This window comes from Nitrospirota bacterium (genome assembly GCA_026387665.1).
In the GTDB taxonomy this organism is placed as follows: domain Bacteria; phylum Nitrospirota; class Nitrospiria; order Nitrospirales; family Nitrospiraceae; genus Palsa-1315.
The window spans coordinates 356,709-372,096 of the sequence record JAPLLG010000007.1; the positions used below are offsets into that span (position 1 = coordinate 356,709).

The 15,388-nt window shown below is 59.4% G+C and carries 21 protein-coding genes; 3 read left to right on the plus strand and 18 right to left on the minus strand.

What is annotated here, in order from left to right:
* Positions 1 to 17: 17 nt before the first annotated feature.
* From panB to folD, 3 genes are all read right to left on the minus strand, one after another.
* Entirely contained in the window at positions 18 to 806 is a 789-nt protein-coding gene (gene panB / locus NT179_05985; GenBank protein MCX5721564.1) for a 3-methyl-2-oxobutanoate hydroxymethyltransferase, read from the minus strand.
* Positions 806 to 1,696, minus strand: coding sequence for a methylenetetrahydrofolate reductase (locus NT179_05990; protein MCX5721565.1), 891 nt, complete (start codon positions 1,694 to 1,696; stop codon positions 806 to 808). The genes panB and NT179_05990 overlap by 1 nt, the downstream gene beginning before the upstream one ends.
* Before the next feature lie 114 nt (positions 1,697 to 1,810).
* A complete protein-coding gene (gene folD / locus NT179_05995; GenBank protein ID MCX5721566.1) occupies positions 1,811 to 2,671 on the minus strand; it encodes a bifunctional methylenetetrahydrofolate dehydrogenase/methenyltetrahydrofolate cyclohydrolase FolD in 861 nt (286 codons plus the stop codon).
* A 189-nt stretch (positions 2,672 to 2,860) separates the two neighbouring features.
* On the opposite strand from folD, the gene NT179_06000 reads away from it, so the two are divergent.
* The 3 genes from NT179_06000 to NT179_06010 all read left to right on the plus strand — a co-directional run bounded on the left by NT179_06000 (position 2,861) and on the right by NT179_06010 (position 5,039).
* On the plus strand, positions 2,861 to 3,874 hold the full coding sequence (locus NT179_06000; GenBank protein ID MCX5721567.1) for a hypothetical protein: 1,014 nt from the start codon (positions 2,861 to 2,863) through the stop codon (positions 3,872 to 3,874).
* On the plus strand, positions 3,871 to 4,569 hold the full coding sequence (locus NT179_06005; protein ID MCX5721568.1) for a hypothetical protein: 699 nt from the start codon (positions 3,871 to 3,873) through the stop codon (positions 4,567 to 4,569). The genes NT179_06000 and NT179_06005 overlap by 4 nt, the downstream gene beginning before the upstream one ends.
* Before the next feature lie 146 nt (positions 4,570 to 4,715).
* Entirely contained in the window at positions 4,716 to 5,039 is a 324-nt protein-coding gene (locus tag NT179_06010; protein MCX5721569.1) for a PilZ domain-containing protein, read from the plus strand.
* 22 nt (positions 5,040 to 5,061) lie between these two features.
* Here NT179_06010 and NT179_06015 read toward each other — a convergent pair whose 3' ends face one another.
* The 15 genes from NT179_06015 to pth all read right to left on the minus strand — a co-directional run bounded on the left by NT179_06015 (position 5,062) and on the right by pth (position 15,388).
* Positions 5,062 to 5,580, minus strand: a complete 519-nt coding sequence (locus NT179_06015) for a peptidylprolyl isomerase (GenBank protein MCX5721570.1) — start codon at positions 5,578 to 5,580, stop codon at positions 5,062 to 5,064.
* A 123-nt stretch (positions 5,581 to 5,703) separates the two neighbouring features.
* The gene (locus tag NT179_06020; GenBank protein MCX5721571.1) at positions 5,704 to 6,294 is read right to left on the minus strand and encodes a peptidylprolyl isomerase; all 591 of its coding nucleotides are present in this window, start codon (positions 6,292 to 6,294) and stop codon (positions 5,704 to 5,706) included.
* A 77-nt stretch (positions 6,295 to 6,371) separates the two neighbouring features.
* On the minus strand, positions 6,372 to 7,079 hold the full coding sequence (gene rnc, locus NT179_06025; protein ID MCX5721572.1) for a ribonuclease III: 708 nt from the start codon (positions 7,077 to 7,079) through the stop codon (positions 6,372 to 6,374).
* 30 nt (positions 7,080 to 7,109) lie between these two features.
* Positions 7,110 to 8,360 carry a beta-ketoacyl-ACP synthase II gene (fabF, locus tag NT179_06030; GenBank protein MCX5721573.1) on the minus strand — a complete coding sequence of 417 codons (1,251 nt, stop codon included), beginning with the start codon at positions 8,358 to 8,360 and terminating at the stop codon, positions 7,110 to 7,112.
* Positions 8,361 to 8,375: 15 nt separating this feature from the next.
* Entirely contained in the window at positions 8,376 to 8,609 is a 234-nt protein-coding gene (gene acpP / locus NT179_06035) for an acyl carrier protein (GenBank protein MCX5721574.1), read from the minus strand.
* Between the two features lie 91 nt (positions 8,610 to 8,700).
* Positions 8,701 to 9,444: a 3-oxoacyl-[acyl-carrier-protein] reductase gene (gene fabG / locus NT179_06040; GenBank protein ID MCX5721575.1), complete on the minus strand. Its 744-nt coding sequence runs from the start codon at positions 9,442 to 9,444 to the stop codon at positions 8,701 to 8,703.
* 21 nt (positions 9,445 to 9,465) lie between these two features.
* Positions 9,466 to 10,425, minus strand: a complete 960-nt coding sequence (gene fabD, locus NT179_06045; GenBank protein ID MCX5721576.1) for an ACP S-malonyltransferase — start codon at positions 10,423 to 10,425, stop codon at positions 9,466 to 9,468.
* Positions 10,426 to 10,601: 176 nt separating this feature from the next.
* Positions 10,602 to 11,576: a ketoacyl-ACP synthase III gene (locus tag NT179_06050; GenBank protein ID MCX5721577.1), complete on the minus strand. Its 975-nt coding sequence runs from the start codon at positions 11,574 to 11,576 to the stop codon at positions 10,602 to 10,604.
* Positions 11,573 to 12,598: a phosphate acyltransferase PlsX gene (plsX, locus tag NT179_06055; protein ID MCX5721578.1), complete on the minus strand. Its 1,026-nt coding sequence runs from the start codon at positions 12,596 to 12,598 to the stop codon at positions 11,573 to 11,575. The genes NT179_06050 and plsX overlap by 4 nt, the downstream gene beginning before the upstream one ends.
* A gap of 184 nt (positions 12,599 to 12,782) precedes the next feature.
* Positions 12,783 to 12,968, minus strand: coding sequence for a 50S ribosomal protein L32 (rpmF, locus tag NT179_06060; GenBank protein ID MCX5721579.1), 186 nt, complete (start codon positions 12,966 to 12,968; stop codon positions 12,783 to 12,785).
* Between the two features lie 38 nt (positions 12,969 to 13,006).
* Complete coding sequence (locus tag NT179_06065) at positions 13,007 to 13,597, minus strand: DUF177 domain-containing protein (protein MCX5721580.1); 591 nt, start codon at positions 13,595 to 13,597, stop codon at positions 13,007 to 13,009.
* 43 nt (positions 13,598 to 13,640) lie between these two features.
* Positions 13,641 to 13,898, minus strand: coding sequence for a 30S ribosomal protein S18 (gene rpsR / locus NT179_06070; GenBank protein MCX5721581.1), 258 nt, complete (start codon positions 13,896 to 13,898; stop codon positions 13,641 to 13,643).
* A 17-nt stretch (positions 13,899 to 13,915) separates the two neighbouring features.
* Positions 13,916 to 14,314 carry a single-stranded DNA-binding protein gene (locus NT179_06075; protein ID MCX5721582.1) on the minus strand — a complete coding sequence of 133 codons (399 nt, stop codon included), beginning with the start codon at positions 14,312 to 14,314 and terminating at the stop codon, positions 13,916 to 13,918.
* A complete protein-coding gene (gene rpsF / locus NT179_06080; protein MCX5721583.1) occupies positions 14,301 to 14,648 on the minus strand; it encodes a 30S ribosomal protein S6 in 348 nt (115 codons plus the stop codon). Before rpsF ends, NT179_06075 begins: the two co-directional genes overlap by 14 nt.
* Before the next feature lie 143 nt (positions 14,649 to 14,791).
* Positions 14,792 to 15,388 (minus strand): aminoacyl-tRNA hydrolase, encoded by a 597-nt coding sequence (gene pth, locus NT179_06085; GenBank protein MCX5721584.1) that lies wholly within the window; start codon positions 15,386 to 15,388, stop codon positions 14,792 to 14,794.

Here is a 15,388-nt window from a genome sequence, read left to right on the forward strand (position 1 = left end):
GAGATTCAACAGGAGGGTCAGTGGTAGCTCTCAGAATCGCTCGGAAAGATGCCTTCTTCAACTTCTGTTTTGTAGCGCCGTAGCGCTTGCAGTGCATCGGTCTTGAGGTGGGCATAGGGCTTCACGAACTTCGGCACGAAGTCGTCGAACAGACCGAGCAGATCGTAGAGGACGAGGACTTGGCCGTCGCAGTGAGGACCTGCGCCAATTCCAATGGTCGGAATGGTTAATTGTTCCGTCACGCGCTTGGCCAACTCAGCGGGAATCGCTTCAAGGACGATGGCGAAAACACCGGCTGCTTCCAACGCCTTGGCATCCTTCAATAGAGCCGCGGCATGATCCGATTCTTTCCCCTGCACCTTGTACCCGCCATAGCGATGGACCGATTGAGGCGTCATGCCGAGATGTCCCATCACCGGAATGCCGATACTGGTCATCGCCGCCACCCGATCGACGACGGCTGCGCCGCCTTCCACCTTGACCGCCTGGGCTCCGGCCTGTAGAAACCGGCCCGCATTGCGGAGCGCATCCTCGCTGCTGGCTTGATAGGACATGAAGGGCATATCGCCGATCACGAGCGCCCGTTGCGCCGCCCCTGCCACCAGCTTCGTGTGGTAGAGCATGTCCTCCATCGTCACGGAGAGGGTATCGGCCTTCCCCTGCACGACCACGCCCAGCGAATCCCCGACCAGGATCGCTTCAATGCCGGCCTGCTCGACAATGCGCGTGAAGAGCGCGTCGTAGGCCGTCACGACGATAAGTTTTTTCTTGTCGCGCTTGTGCCGCTGAAACTCGGGGATTGTCATCAACCCACTTCTGCTTTGGTGAGAATCTCTGACAGCCGATGGGTGGCCTTGATGGCCATAATATGGACCCCGTCGCAGTAGGGCCGCACCGCCTTGATCGTCCGCACCGCGATGTCCACCCCCACATCCTCCGCGCGCCCGGGACCGGCAGCCCTGAGCTCGTCGATCATCTCCTGGGGGACCGACACGCCGGGGATATTGGCGTTCATGAATTCCGCCATCTTGGCGTTGCGCAGCACGAGAATGCCAGCCAGCACCTTGACCTTGAAGGGGCGAACCGCTTTCATGAAGGACGCAAACTGCTCCGGATGGTAAATCGCCTGCGTCTGGAAAAACTGGGCGCCCGCTTTCACCTTCACTTCGAACTTGGCCAGCATCGGTCCCAACGGGTCCGCTTCCGGCGTCACGGCAGCCCCGATCGTAAAGTCCGTCGAGCCATCCAGCTTGTTACCGGACATGTCCAGCCCGTTATTGAGACCCTGCACAAGCTGCATGACTTGGACTGAGTCCAGATCGTACACCGGCTTGGCTTCTTTATGGTCTCCGACGGTCGGATAGTCGCCAGTGAGGCAGAGAATATTGCGGATACCGAGCATGGAGGCACCCATGAGGTCCGACTGGATCGCAATCCGATTCCGGTCACGACAGGTCATCTGCATCACGGGATCATGGCCGAGTTCATAGAGGAGCCGGCAGACAGAGAGAGACCCGGCCCGCACCACGGCTGCCGTGTTGTCCGTCACGTTGACCCCGTGCACGCGCCCCACCAGCTGCTTAGCATTCTCCAGCACGCCGGAGATGTTGGTGCCTTTGGGAGGATTGTACTCAATCGTGACAGCGAACTGTCCCTGAGCAAGCACATCCTTCAGCCGTTTCGGTTCTCGACTCATGTCCCCTGCCCTCTCTCCAACCAAGAAGGTGGCTGGGATGCTCCATCGTGCGCGCGTCCAACGAGGGTCTGCTGAGACCGCGCGTTGCGCGAGCACAGGAGCGTTCCAGCTGCCTTACTTCATCCCTGCTTGTCGCTTCGCCGACTCCACCGTATTGTCCAGCAACATCGCAATCGTCATTGGTCCCACACCGCCCGGCACAGGACTGATCCAGCCGGCCTTCTGACTGACCGGCTCAAAATCGACGTCACCGCACAATTTGCCGTCCGGCAACTTATTGGTGCCCACATCGATGACCACCGCTCCTTCGCGCACCATATCGGCCGTCACGAACTTGGCCCTTCCGATCGCCACCAGCAGCAACTCGGCCTCCCGGCAGACCGAGGCCAAATCCTTGGTCTTGGAATGGCAAATCGTCACGGTGGCGTTGCGTTGCAGCAACATGAGCGCCAACGGCTTGCCGACGATATTGCTCCGGCCAAGCACGACCGCGCGTTTGCCCTCGATCGTGATCCCCGCCGACTCGATCATCTTGATGACACCCTTGGGGGTGCAGGCCTCGAACACCGGATTGCCTTCGACCAACCGGCCCAAATTATAGGGATGAAATCCATCGGCGTCCTTGTTCGGCGATACCGCCTCAAGGACGACCCGGCTCTCGATATGTTTCGGCAAGGGGAGCTGCACCAGAATGCCGTGAATCTTCGGATCGGCGTTTTTCTTCTCGATCAAAGCCAATAACTCTGCCTGAGTCGTGCTGGCAGGCAGCTTGTGGTCATCCACATAAATGCCGGCCAACTCGCAGGCCTTCTGCTTATTTCGCACATAGACCTGGGAGGCAGGATCGTCTCCCACTAAAATGGTCGCCAGGCCAGGCTTAATCCCGGTCTTGGCCAAGACTGCCGCCGATTCGACGGCCAACCGCTCCCGTACTTGCAGTGCCAATGCTTTGCCATCAATCAATCGTGCCGCCACAACACCCTCCTCAGTGAGAGACTACCAGGGAAAACCAAGGCACCATAGCAGGGCATTTTTGAGCAAGTCAACGACAGGAAGGCGTGAGGTTCGCGGCTGTTTCTTGACAGGCTCTCCGCCTGGCAGCTACGATGGATTCATCAAGCACGATCAATAGCCATCTACTTTGTGAGCAGAACCTCCCCCGTGATGTCCCTTCTAACACGCAGCATCAATCATCCAGCCTCTTGGCTGATCTGGACCCTCTCCCTTGTGACCGTCAGCCCGCTGGGTGCCCAGATCACCGTGACGGAGCTGCAATCCCCCTATAGCTTCGTCAACGATCCGGTCGGAAAAGGCTATTTCATCTCCAGCGTCAACGGCGAGGCGGAGACCGCCGACAACAACGGGTTCATCACCAAACTCGATCCGAACGGCAAGCTCCTCAATCTGAAATTCATCCAAGGCGGAAAAGGCGATGTCACCCTCCATGCCCCCAAAGGCATGGCCCTGGTGGAACATGTGCTCTACGTCGCTGACCTTGATACCTTACGGGGCTTTGACACGACCACCGGCAAGCCGGTCCTGGCTCTGACCATCCGGACACCAGCGACCTCGCACGCAACAGTGCCACAAGCCTCCTTGATCGACGTGACCTTCGATGGCAAGGGCCACTTGTATTGCTCCGACCAAAAGGCCAACACGATTTACCGGGTCGATCTGGCCACCAAGACCTTTTCTGTGCTGGTCACGGACCAAGCCCTGGCAGGCCCCTCCGGCCTGGTCGTCCATCCCAGGTCCGGCCAGATCATCGCCGTGAGTTGGGACAAGGGCAAGATTTCCGAGATCTCTCCGGAGGGCCAGGTCACGGAGCTCGTCTCCAACGGGTTCTTTTCCAACCGCTTCCAAAATCTTCGCGGCGTGGATTTCGACCGTTGGGGCAACATGTACGTATCGGACTTCACGACGGGAAAAGTGTGGCGTATGAGCTGGGACAAGCGGTTCCAAGTCATTGCCGAATTCCTCCCCTCGCCGGGAGACCTGAGTATCGACCGGGCCAACAACCTGATTCTCGTGCCCTATGAATATGCCGATGCCGCAGAGATGAACGGGCTCGAAACCCCCAGCGATGGAAAACCCAAACAAGAAAAACGGACGTTGGCGGACTACGGGTTCATCCCTCCCCCGCCGAAACCGGCGCCGGAAGGATCCATAAGAAAATGAGCCAATGCGCCTATTGCACACAACGGAAAGGCAAGCGGCCTTGCCCCGCCTTGTCCGGCCTGATCTGCAGCCAATGTTGCGGTGAGCATCGAATCGTGCGGGTTGCCTGCCCGCAAGACTGCGTCTACCTCGAATCGGGGAGCGACTATCAGCAGAAGCGGCTGGCGGTGCAGTTCATGCCGTTGCGGCGGGACTTCTATCGCGAGCTGTCGGAGCTCGGCGGCGAGAAGGCCGTGGCTCTGTTCAACCTCGTCGAAGTGGTGATCTTCGGCTATTTCCAGTCGCGCCGCGATGGGCAGGATGCGGAAATCGTGGCGGCACTCCAGGGCCTGCGACGGACGCTGAGTCCGCTCCATGTGCCGGCGGCCCCGGCGCCGGTCTTTGCGGAGCATCTCATGAAGGAGTATGACGCGTTCAAGAAGCAAAACCCGCAGCAAATCGCTGATACGTCCTCCGCGCCGGAGATCCTGGACCGTGCGATTGCCTTCGTCTCAAACTTTTCCGGTACGGATTTTCAATCACACAGGTTTCTGGACGGGCTCGTCGGCTATGTGCGCGCCTACCATCCGGATATTGCAACGCACCTGACCAAACAACGGGAGCCGGGCCACATCATCTTGCCAGGGCAACAATTCATGCCACCTCCGGCTCCAGAGCAACACACTCACGATCCTGGGTGCCAGCACCACCATTAATCAGGATGCTGAAAAATGCCGCCAGCGTCGTTCTCGCATCGTTCAGACCCTCAACGTACCCTGAAGGGTACGCCTCGGCCCTTCACTCGCTGCGGCCTTGCTGTCGACATTTTTGAGCATCCTGCTAGACGGGGTAGGCACAGCCTATGAGCGCAGGAAGCGAACGAACCATCAGAAAAGCGCGCCGAGTGGAGTTACGCTGCACCGTCAGCTTATCGTCGGGGGAGATCAAAGGGGACGCCACGGTCACAAACATCTCGATCGCCGGATGCCGAGCCGAGTCTGGTGTCACCTTGACGGAAGGGCTCAACGTTCAAGTCCTGCTGCACCTGCCGAACCAATCGCCTCCGGTGAAAGTCGAACGGGCTTCCGTTCGTTGGGTCTCGGGCAACGCCTTCGGCCTCAGCTTCATCCTCTTCTTCCCGTCAGAACGAGCCCGCCTCCGCACCTTCCTCGAAAACATCACATAGCCCTGGCTCTTCTACGCGCCCGCTACTCAACAATCGTCACGGTCATCTCAATTCGCTCGTTCGGCAGGTCGTGATCGTTTCTCGGCAAACTCACGATCTTATCGGCAATCCCAAGGCCTTTGATCACCTCGCCGAACGCCGTGTATTTCCGATCGAGGAAGGGGGACGTCTCGACAACGATGAAGAACTGCGATCCCGCCGTGTCCGGCTCGGTCGCCCGCGCCATCGACACGATGCCCCGCTTGTGCTGCACCTCGCTGAATTCCGCCTTGAGATAGATCGGGTTCCCCTTCTCATCCTTCGGCCCGCCCGCCCCATAGGTCTCCTTACGCAGCGAGTTCTTGGTGTTGGGATCACCGCCTTGAATCATAAAGCCTGGAATGACACGGTGAAAAATCGTCCCGTTGTAAAATCCCGCCTTGGCCAAGGCGATAAAATTCTCAACATGCTTCGGGGCCACATCCGGGTAAAACTTGAAGTGAATCTCCCCGAACTTCGTCTTGATAATGGCTTTGGGACGAGGGTCCGGCGCAGCCACCACCGGCTTCACGTCCGGCTTCCCTCCGCAGGCTGTAACCAAACTGAGCGCCACGAGCAACGTACAGAGCCGACCCAGTCTCACGGCAGCAGCATGGCCTGTCATGGTCCAACAAGGTTGCATCAGTTACTCGACTACCGTGACCGTCAGCTCCACCCGATCCGCCGGGAGGTCCCGGCTGTTTCTCGGCGCGCTAACAATCTTATCCACCACGTCCATCCCCTTCACCACCTCGCCGAAGACCGTGTACTGGCCATCCAGGAAATTCGAATCCTTCACGACAATAAAGAACTGCGATCCGGCGCTGTTGGGGTCGCTCGTGCGCGCCATGGAAAGAATGCCGCGCCGGTGAGGGATATCGTTGAATTCCGCCTTCAACCGCTGGCTCGGCCCTCCCTGGCCATAGGTCTCCTGCTTGTTCGGATCTTTGGTGTTGGGATCGCCGCCCTGGATCATGAACCCGGGAATCACCCGATGAAAAATCGTCCCGTTGTAGAAGCCGGACTTCGCCAGCGCCATGAAATTTTCGACGTGTTTGGGGGCCTTGTCCGGGAAAAACACGATTTCCATCTCTCCGAACTTCGTCTTGATAATCGCCTTGGGACCTTTGGCCGTCTCCACTTTCCCTGCCGGGGCCTTGTCGGCTGCCTGAAGCAGGTCCATTCCCAACAACAGAGTCCCACCCAGCGCAAGCACCATCGCCACCCTACGTACCATGATTCGCCTCTGCATCGTCTGCCTCCCTGAAATGAGAATTGGTCTCGTGGTGAAGTGATCCCACCCTGCCGACAGGATCAGCGCCCTAACTGCTGGAGGGCCTGCTTCGCCGCCTGTTGTTCCGCTTCTTTCTTGCTGCGCCCGGCCCCAGTCCCTACAACCTTGCCCTGAACGGATAGCTCGACTTCGAAAAGCTTTTGATGGTCCGGTCCTGTTTCTCGAATGGTGACATAGCATGGCAAGGTGTCATGTGTCTTTTGACACCACTCCTGAAACTGGGTCTTATAGTCTCCCGCTCCCGGCTGCTCCTGCTGCGCGGCAATATTGGCCAGCTCCTCGGCGAAAATGTGGCGCGTCACCACCCGGCTCGCCTCGAATCCTCCGTCCAGATGCACCGCCGCGAGCACCGCCTCCAGCGCATCGGCCAACAGCGAGTCTTTCTCGCGCCCCTTCGAACGGTCTTCCCCGCGCCCGAGTTTGAGATGCTCCCCCAGCCCAAGCCGGCGAGCCACCTGCGCCAACGATCCCTCACTCACCACCTTCGCCTTCAGCTTCGAGAGAGTCCCCTCGGACGACTGCGGCAAGGCGGAGGCCAGGTACTCGCTCATCACCAGAGACAGCACGGCATCGCCGAGAAATTCGAGCCGCTCGTTATGGGGCAGAGGGACCGTTTTCTGTTCGTTGACGTGAGAAGAATGGGTCAGCGCCTCTTCGAGTAAGGCGAGCGCCTTGAATCGATAGCCCAACAGAGACTGGAGGGAATCGGAAGAAGAAACCGAAGTCATAGTGGCGAGTCTATCCCTCGCACAGGCCTGTTAGGCGTCCGGTTTTCTAAAGAGCAGACAGGCATTGACCCCGCCGAATCCGAAGGAGTTCGACAGCGCAACCGTCACCGCCGCAGGCCTGGCCTTATGCGGAATGTAGTCCAGGTCGCAAGCTGGGTCCGGATGGTCCAGGTTGATCGTCGGGGGCAGGATTCCGTGATGAAGCGCCAGCACACTGAATACCGCTTCGATCCCGCCTGCGGCTCCGAGTAAGTGTCCGGTCATCGACTTGGTCGAACTCACCGGAATCTGATAGGCCCGCTGGCCGAACACCTGCTTGATGGCCTTGGTCTCGATGGCATCTGCCATCGTCGAGGTGCCGTGGGCGTTGATGTACCCGACCTGGTCCTTGCCGATCCCGGCATCCTTGAGCGCCAGTTCCATACAGCGGACCGCTCCCTCGCCCTCTTCGGACGGGGCCGTAATATGATAGGCATCGCTGTTCATGCCGTAGCCGATGAGTTCGGCATAGATCCGAACCCCGCGACGGCGCGCATGCTCCAGCTCCTCCAGGACCACGACGCCGGCGCCTTCGCCGAGCACGAACCCGTCGCGATCCTTGTCGAAGGGCCGGCTCGCTTTCGTCGGCTCATCGTTGCGGAACGAGAGGGCCTTCGAGGCTGCAAACCCTGCGACCCCCAACGGCGTAATGGCGGCCTCCGCCCCACCGGCGATCATGACATCGGCATCGCCCGCCTGAATCAGCCGGAACGCGTCGCCGATGCAATGATTGCCCGTTGCGCAAGCTGTCACGGCACAGGAATTCGGCCCCTTGGCGCCCAGTCTGATCGCCACCTGCCCCGACGCCAGGTTGATGATGGTCATCGGGATGAAAAATGGCGAGACACGCCCCGGTCCTTTTTCCTGCAAAATCTTATGGTAATGTTCGATCGACCCCAGCCCGCCGATGCCGGACCCGATATAGACCCCGACCCTCGTGGCCTCTTCCGGCGCCACGGTGAACCCCGCATCATCTACCGCCAGCTGGGCGGCGCCCACGGCGTAATGGATGAACGTATCCATCTTTTTGATGTCTTTTTTCTCGATAAACTGGGCCGGGTCGAAGTCTTTCACTTCACCGGCAATGCGGGCATCGTAGGCCGCGGGATCGAACTTCGTGATCGGACCGATGCCGGATTCACCAGCACAGATGGCCTTCCACGTTTTGTCGATACCGGTGCCCAGAGGTGTCACCACCCCCAAGCCGGTCACGACGATCCGTCTGGTTGAACGAACACTCATAGCGTCTTGCGGCCTCTAGGCCTTTTCCTTGATATAGTCCAAGGCTTTCCCGACCGTCAGAATCTTTTCTGCGTCTTCGTCGGGAATTTCGATCCCGAACTCTTCTTCGAGGGCCATCACCAGCTCGACCGTATCGAGCGAGTCGGCGCCAAGGTCTTCCACGAAGCTGGCTTCGAGCGTGACCTCATCCTCCTCGACTCCGAGCTGCTCACCGATAATTTTCTTCACCCGTTCTTCTACAGTACCCATTGATTTTCCTGCCTCCTTCCCCATCGTAGATCCTCCTTGTCGCTGCGAATCTGTCGCCGCAGCATCGTACAAAATTCCGTCTGCACCGTCGTCACGGCATCAGCATGCCCCCGTTCACGTGCAACACGTGCCCCGTGATGTAGGCCGCCTCGTCCGACACGAGAAAACGCACCGCTGCCGCAATATCGGCCGGCGTACCCAACCGTCCCAATGGGATTTGCTTTTGAAGCGTGTCTTTCACCTCGGGCGACAACCCCTGCGTCATGGCGGTGTCGATGAATCCCGGCGCGACTGCGTTCACCGTCACGGACCGGCTCGCATATTCCCGCGCGACCGTCTTGGTCAAACCGATCACCGCCGCCTTGGAGGCCGCGTAATTGGCCTGGCCCACATTGCCCATCACCCCGACGATCGACGCAATGTTGACGATGCGACCATACCGCTGCTTGGTCATCGGGAGCAAGACCGCTTTGATGCAATTGAACGTCCCGGTCAAATTCACTTGCAGCACCAGGTTCCAGTCGTCTTCCTTCATCCGCAACAGCAGCCCGTCGCGCGTGATCCCGGCATTGTTCACCAGGATATCGACCTTCCCCCACTCCTTAATCACCTGATCGACCATGGCTTTGGTGTCGGTACCGTCCGCCACATTGACCTTGACGTTCAGCGCCTTGCGGCCCAACTGCTCCACCGCCGCAACCGTGTCCTTCGACCGGCTCGGATCGAGGTCGGCGACAACGATATCAGCCCCGGCCTGCGCCAACGCTTCCGCGATCGCCCGGCCGATCCCTTGCGCCGCCCCTGTGACAATTGCAACCTTACCATGTAGTGACATTCGTTCGCTCCTCACATCCCTTCACGCGCTCAATGCGGCGCGAGTCGCCTCAAGCGACTTTGGATCATTCACGTTCAAGGTCACCGCGTCCGGCACGATTCGTTTGATCAAACCGCTCAAGACCGCTCCCGGCCCGACTTCGACGAACGTCGTCACGCCCATCGCAGCCATCGCCTTCACCGAATCTTCCCAGAGCACCGACGAAGGCAACTGCCGCACTAACGAGGCCTGGATATCGCCGGCCTTGCTGATCGCCCTGGCTTCCGCATTATTCACCAAAGGCATCTTTAGATCGGACCAAGTGATCCCGGCTAAATCGCCCGCCAGCCTATCGGCCGCCTTCTGCATCAGCGGCGTATGGACCGGCACACTGACAGGGAGCGGAATCGCCTTCTTACAGCCCCTGGCCTTCGCCAGTTCAATGGCTCGCTCGACGGCAGCCTTTTCTCCGGCAATGACCACCTGTCCAGGCGAATTGAAATTCGCCGCAGCCACAACTCCGACAGCCGAGGCTTCCCGGCAGAGCTCTTTCACAACATCGGCCGTCAGGCCGAGCAGCGCGGCAACCAACCCGGTCCCGGGCGGCACAGCTTCGGCCATATAACGGCCCCGCTTCTGCACGATCGCCACCGCCTCACGATAGGTCAGGCCCCCGGCTGCCACAAGAGCCGAGTATTCTCCCAAACTATGGCCTGCGACCGCAACCGGTCTAATGCCTAACGGCTCGAACGCACGGAGCGCGGCCAGACTGCTCACCAACAGAGCCGGCTGAGTATATTCCGTGAGGTTCAACCGTTCTGCCGGCCCCTCGAAACACAACGCAGCAATATCATACCCCAGCACCGACGAGGCCTCCTCGTAGAGACTCCTAATGCCGGGATTGGACTCGGCCAAGGCTCGGCCCATCCCGACCGACTGGGACCCCTGGCCAGGAAAGACCAATCCAACGTTGGAAGACCTTGTTGATTGGAGAATCGTCATACTACCGGAGTGATTGCACGGGGCTGCTGGTTACTCTCATCATCGTAATACTCGAAATTGGAGCGGGCGCCATGCGCCGCTTCCGTGGTTAGATATCGTCGAATTTCCCTTGAATGTCAACGGGAAAAGTTTCTTGAGCCCGTAAGCTGCACGCTGGTGGCTGATCGTTTTAGGTCCTACCACCTGATGAGCGCCGAGGCCCAGGTCAAGCCGGCCCCGAAGGCCCCCAACATGACCAAGCTGCCCTCTTTAATCCGGCCCTGACGCACCGCTTCATCCAGGGCAATGGGAATCGAAGCAGCCGAGGTATTCCCATACCGATCGAGATTCAGCATCACTTTTTCAGGAGGAAGTCCGAGACGGCTGGCCACTGCCTTCAGAATGCGGATATTGGCTTGATGCGGCACATAGAGATCGAGATCCTCCACACCAAGATTATTCGCAGCTAGAGTCTCGCGCGCCACTTCCTCCAGGGTTCGCACCGCCACCTTGAAGGTCTCGTTCCCCTTCATCTTGATGTACTGCATCCGCTCCGCCACAACTTTTTCAGAGGGAGGCAAACGCGACCCGCCGCCTGGCACCGTGATCAAATCGCAGAGACTCCCATCGGAACGGAGGTGCGTCGAGAGAATACCCCGCTCATTCTCACTGGCACTGATCACGGCGGCTCCGGCCCCATCGCCGAACAGGATGCAGGTGTTGCGATCGGTCCAGTCGGTAATCCCCGACATCACTTCCGACCCGATGATCAACACATGGCGCATGCCGGTTTTGATATAGGCATCCGCCATCGACAGGGCATAGACAAACCCGCAACAAGCGGCCGACAGGTCGCAGGCCGCCGCTTTCGTCGCCCCCAGTCGATGCTGGATCACACAGGCCGTGGCAGGAAGCGGATAATCGCCCGTGCAGGTCGCCAGGAGAATCAGATCGAGTTCGGCCGCACTCACCCCCGCAGCAACCAAGGCCCGCTCCGCCGCTTTCACTGCCAGATCGGAACAGGCTTCACCGGGACCGGCCACATGCCGTTCGCGGATACCGGTCCGCTCGACGATCCATTCGTCCGAGGTGGCCACCATCCCTTCAAGGTCGGCATTGGTCAATACTTTGACCGGTACGTACGATCCGGTCCCTGCAATGCGGGATCTCATGCCGACGATTCCTCAGTGGGCTTGGGTTGAGAGAGGCTCTCTTGAATATCGCGTTGAATCAACTCATCGACGCGACTCTCTGCCAAGCCCTTCGCACGGCGAATGGCATTCTTAATCGCCTTGGCGGACGAACGGCCATGGCAGATCATCGTAATGCCATTGACGCCCAGCAGCGGCGCCCCGCCGAATTCTGCGTAGTCGATTCGTTTTTTCAAGTTCAGCAGCGGCTTGGCAATGAGCGGGTAGGCCAAGCGACCGAAGAAGGACCCGGAAATTTCTTTGAGCAGCAATTTCTTGATCGTATCGGCCACGCCCTCGGAAATCTTCAGCGCGACGTTGCCGATAAACCCGTCGCACACCACCACATCCGCGCTCCCGCTGTACACATCGCGGCCCTCGACATTACCGATGAAGTTGAGCGGGCTGGCCTTCAAAAGCTTGAACGCTTCCTTCGTCACCTCATTGCCCTTGCTGTCCTCTTCCCCGATGCTTAACAGTCCGACGCGCGGATTGGGCTTCCCGAAGAGATGTTTGCCGTATTCATTCCCCATGATGGCGAATTGCGCCAGATGCTGGGCGCTACAATCCACATTGGCCCCGACATCCAGCATGATGGCCATGCCGGTCAGCGTCGGCAGACAGGTCGCAATCGCCGGGCGCTCAACGCCTTTGGTCAGCCCGAGCACAAAGAAGGAGGCCACCATGCTGGCGCCGGTGTTCCCGGGACTGACAACGGCACTGGCCTCGCCACTCTTGACCAGCTCGGTCGCAATCCAAATAGAGGAATTTCTCTTTTTGCGGGCGACCGTCGCGGGCGATTCGTGCATCTCGACGACTTGCGAGGCATGGCGAATCGACAGACGAGGATCGGTGCAGCCAAGGCGGCGGCATTCGGCGGTGAGCAGGGCCTCATCGCCGACGAGGATGACCTCGACATCACATTCCTGGGCAGCCTGGAGCGCCCCCTCAATGGCCGGGGCCGGTCCATGGTCACCGCCCATGGCATCAAGCGCAATTTTCATAGCGACCAGGTACTCATCGAATGATGATGTGTCACGCGGTCACGGTCGACGACCGGCCGTCACCACGCGACATGCGGGAGGAGTGTAAAGCAGTGAAATGATTGACGCAACAGGCGAGAGGCATCATCCCGTCGTGATCCTTGAGCCATCGAACCCTGCGGGCATCGCCCACAGGCACGGTGACCTAGGACTCTTCGACCTGGATGACCGCCTTGCCCTTATACGTTCCGCACTTCAAGCAGGTGTAATGCGGCAGCTTGATCTCATGGCACTGCGGACAGACGGACATGCCCGGAGGGGTCATGCGCAATTTCTGGGTGCGTCGCGTATCGCGGCGTTCCCGTGAATGTTTATGTTTCGGATTTGGCATGGCAACTCCTTCTCACTCTTCGTAGCAGGCGGTCAGGCCTAGGAGGCTGATGATCCGCCGGTCTTGCGTTTCATGCTCTGGACCACCCGAAACGTCGGGATCGGTGGTTCCGCGGCACACTGACAGGGCCCCTCATTCAAATTCTTCCCACATCGCGCGCACAGCCCCAAACACTCGTCGCTGCAGATCGGCTGCATCGGCGCGGCCAGGATCACGTGTTCGCGTAACATGGGAGCGAGATCGAGACGGTTACCCTGATATTGATACTGATCGTCCAGGTCCTCTTCTTCTTCGGCCGCTGCGGCCTCCTCGCGCGCCTTTCTGGGATCGACACGCTTCGGATGCTTCGACGCGGGTTTGGGCTCCGGGATAAAGGCCGCCCGCACAGAGAAAGCCAAGGGATCTTCATACTGTTTCAAACACCGCACGCACTCGCGCACGATCGTGCCTTCCAGCACACCGGTCACGGCAACCAGCCCTTCGACGTTGGTCAGGTCCAGACTGACAGCCAACGGGCCACGGGCTGCGGCATCATCCTCGGTCAAGCCGAGCTCCTCGGCCGTGACCTCGCCAACCAGCGAAAGCCCGTCGTCCGTGATGTCCGCCAGCAGCGGCGTCAGCAAATCCATCGTGGCACCTACCTGCATTCCCATCCCCAACGTCACCGGTTATCTATCGCTCTTCCGCAAAGCTGATGAGGGCGATGTGCCGGGCCCGCTTGACGGCTGCCGTCAATTCGCGCTGGTGCCTCATGCAATTGCCGGAGATACGCCGCGGAACAATCCGACCCCGCTCCGTCAAAAAGTTTCTCAGCAAGCCGACATCTTTGAAATCAATCGCCCCTTTTTCGATGCAAAACCGACAAGGCCTGCGGCGTTGAAAAAACCGTCCGCCGCCACCGTCACGATCTCCGCCCTGTTCACGCTCCATAACCGTCTCCCTCTCTGTTAGACGTGCTCTTCGGGTTCATAGCCGACATCATCATGCGCCGGCGCCTCAGCCCCACCGCCGCCATCCTGGCGCTTCGGCATGAACGTTACCGTTTGGGCCACCACCTCGTGCTTGCTGCGCTTCTGGCCGTCTTCCGTTTCCCACCGGCGCTGCTGCAGCCGCCCGTCGACGATGACCCCGCTCCCCTTACTAAGATACTGTCCGCAATGTTCCGCTTGCTTGCCAAACACCACAATGTCGACAAAACAGACTTCCTCTTTCAATTCCTCGCCCTGCTTATAGCGCCGGCTGACCGCCAGGCCCAGACTGGCCACCGGCGTCCCGTTCGGCGTATACCGCAACTCGGGATTCCTCGTGAGGTTCCCGATGAGGATGACTTTGTTAAACCCGGCCACCGGCGAACTCCTCCGATGACGCCTCGAGCGGACGTGGCGCCACCAGTTCTTTTTTCAGATGGACGGTCAAAAACTTGATGATGGGGTCTTCCAACCGATAGGACCGCTCCAATTCACCAACCGTGATACTGGGGGCTCTGAAGTAGAAGTAGGCGTACGTGCCCTTCCGCTCCCGCTTCACCTCGTAGGCGAGCTTTTTCTTGCCCAAGTTTTCAGATTTGATGAACTGTGCGCCGGTCTTTTCCGCCACTGCCTTCATCTTGGCGATCAGGGCAGCGGTCTCCTCATCGGAGATAGACGTACGAATAATGAACAGAGACTCGTAGAGCTCCATGCGGCAATCCTCCTGGACAAAGGCCCCCGAACAAGTCGGGAGCAAGGTGTAGGCGCGCTGGTTCAGCCAGCGCGAAAGGGTGAAACTACCATAGCCTTGAAGAAACTGTCAAATCAAAGGGGGAAGCGCTCCTACCCATGCGCTCAGCCGGGATGCGCCCCCGCATCGTCCCCCGGCTTCTCCCGTATATTAAACTGGTTCATCGCCACAGCCGTCCCCCGGTGGATCAGACATTCCAAGGCGTCGACGGCGCGCTCCAGACAGGGGTTTAAGACCTCGACCTCTTCTTTCGTGAAGGCCTGCAGCACGTAATCCGCTGAATCCTGACGCGGGGCCGGTCGGCCGATTCCAACCTTGATCCGCACAAACTCCGGCGTCCCGATCGCCTCAATGACCGACTTGATTCCGTTATGCCCCCCATGCCCGCCGCCCTGCTTGATCCGGAGACGTCCCAGGTCAAGGTCCAGATCGTCGTGGATGAGGATGAGGTCGTCGGCGGTGAGTGAATACTCGCGAAGGAGACCTTTGAGCTGAGGACCGGTAAGATTCATCCAGTCGAGCGTGCCGGCGAGTTCGAGGAGTTCCGACCCGAGCCGTCCCGAGCCGCGCTGGGCCATCCCGCGCCTGGAGAGACGGATGGACCACCGAGCGGCTGCCCGCTCGATGACCCACATGCCTGCGTTGTGGCGGGTCTGGGCATAGGAAGCGCCCGGATTGCCCAGCCCAACAATGAGACGCAA

Coding starts and splice junctions, on each gene's coding strand:
- fabD (MCX5721576.1), bottom strand. CDS start 10,425: ATGACGATTCTCCAATCAACAAGGTCTTCCAACGTTGGATTGGTCTTT.
- NT179_06050 (MCX5721577.1), bottom strand. CDS start 11,576: ATGAGATCCCGCATTGCAGGGACCGGATCGTACGTACCGGTCAAAGTA.
- NT179_06005 (MCX5721568.1), top strand. CDS start 3,871: ATGAGCCAATGCGCCTATTGCACACAACGGAAAGGCAAGCGGCCTTGC.
- rpsF (MCX5721583.1), bottom strand. CDS start 14,648: ATGGAGCTCTACGAGTCTCTGTTCATTATTCGTACGTCTATCTCCGAT.
- panB (MCX5721564.1), bottom strand. CDS start 806: ATGACAATCCCCGAGTTTCAGCGGCACAAGCGCGACAAGAAAAAACTT.
- acpP (MCX5721574.1), bottom strand. CDS start 8,609: ATGGGTACTGTAGAAGAACGGGTGAAGAAAATTATCGGTGAGCAGCTC.
- NT179_06065 (MCX5721580.1), bottom strand. CDS start 13,597: ATGGATTTGCTGACGCCGCTGCTGGCGGACATCACGGACGACGGGCTT.
- rpmF (MCX5721579.1), bottom strand. CDS start 12,968: ATGCCAAATCCGAAACATAAACATTCACGGGAACGCCGCGATACGCGA.
- rnc (MCX5721572.1), bottom strand. CDS start 7,079: ATGACTTCGGTTTCTTCTTCCGATTCCCTCCAGTCTCTGTTGGGCTAT.
- plsX (MCX5721578.1), bottom strand. CDS start 12,598: ATGAAAATTGCGCTTGATGCCATGGGCGGTGACCATGGACCGGCCCCG.
- rpsR (MCX5721581.1), bottom strand. CDS start 13,898: ATGGAGCGTGAACAGGGCGGAGATCGTGACGGTGGCGGCGGACGGTTT.
- NT179_05990 (MCX5721565.1), bottom strand. CDS start 1,696: ATGAGTCGAGAACCGAAACGGCTGAAGGATGTGCTTGCTCAGGGACAG.
- NT179_06020 (MCX5721571.1), bottom strand. CDS start 6,294: ATGGTACGTAGGGTGGCGATGGTGCTTGCGCTGGGTGGGACTCTGTTG.
- fabF (MCX5721573.1), bottom strand. CDS start 8,360: ATGAGTGTTCGTTCAACCAGACGGATCGTCGTGACCGGCTTGGGGGTG.
- NT179_06000 (MCX5721567.1), top strand. CDS start 2,861: ATGTCCCTTCTAACACGCAGCATCAATCATCCAGCCTCTTGGCTGATC.
- NT179_06010 (MCX5721569.1), top strand. CDS start 4,716: ATGAGCGCAGGAAGCGAACGAACCATCAGAAAAGCGCGCCGAGTGGAG.
- fabG (MCX5721575.1), bottom strand. CDS start 9,444: ATGTCACTACATGGTAAGGTTGCAATTGTCACAGGGGCGGCGCAAGGG.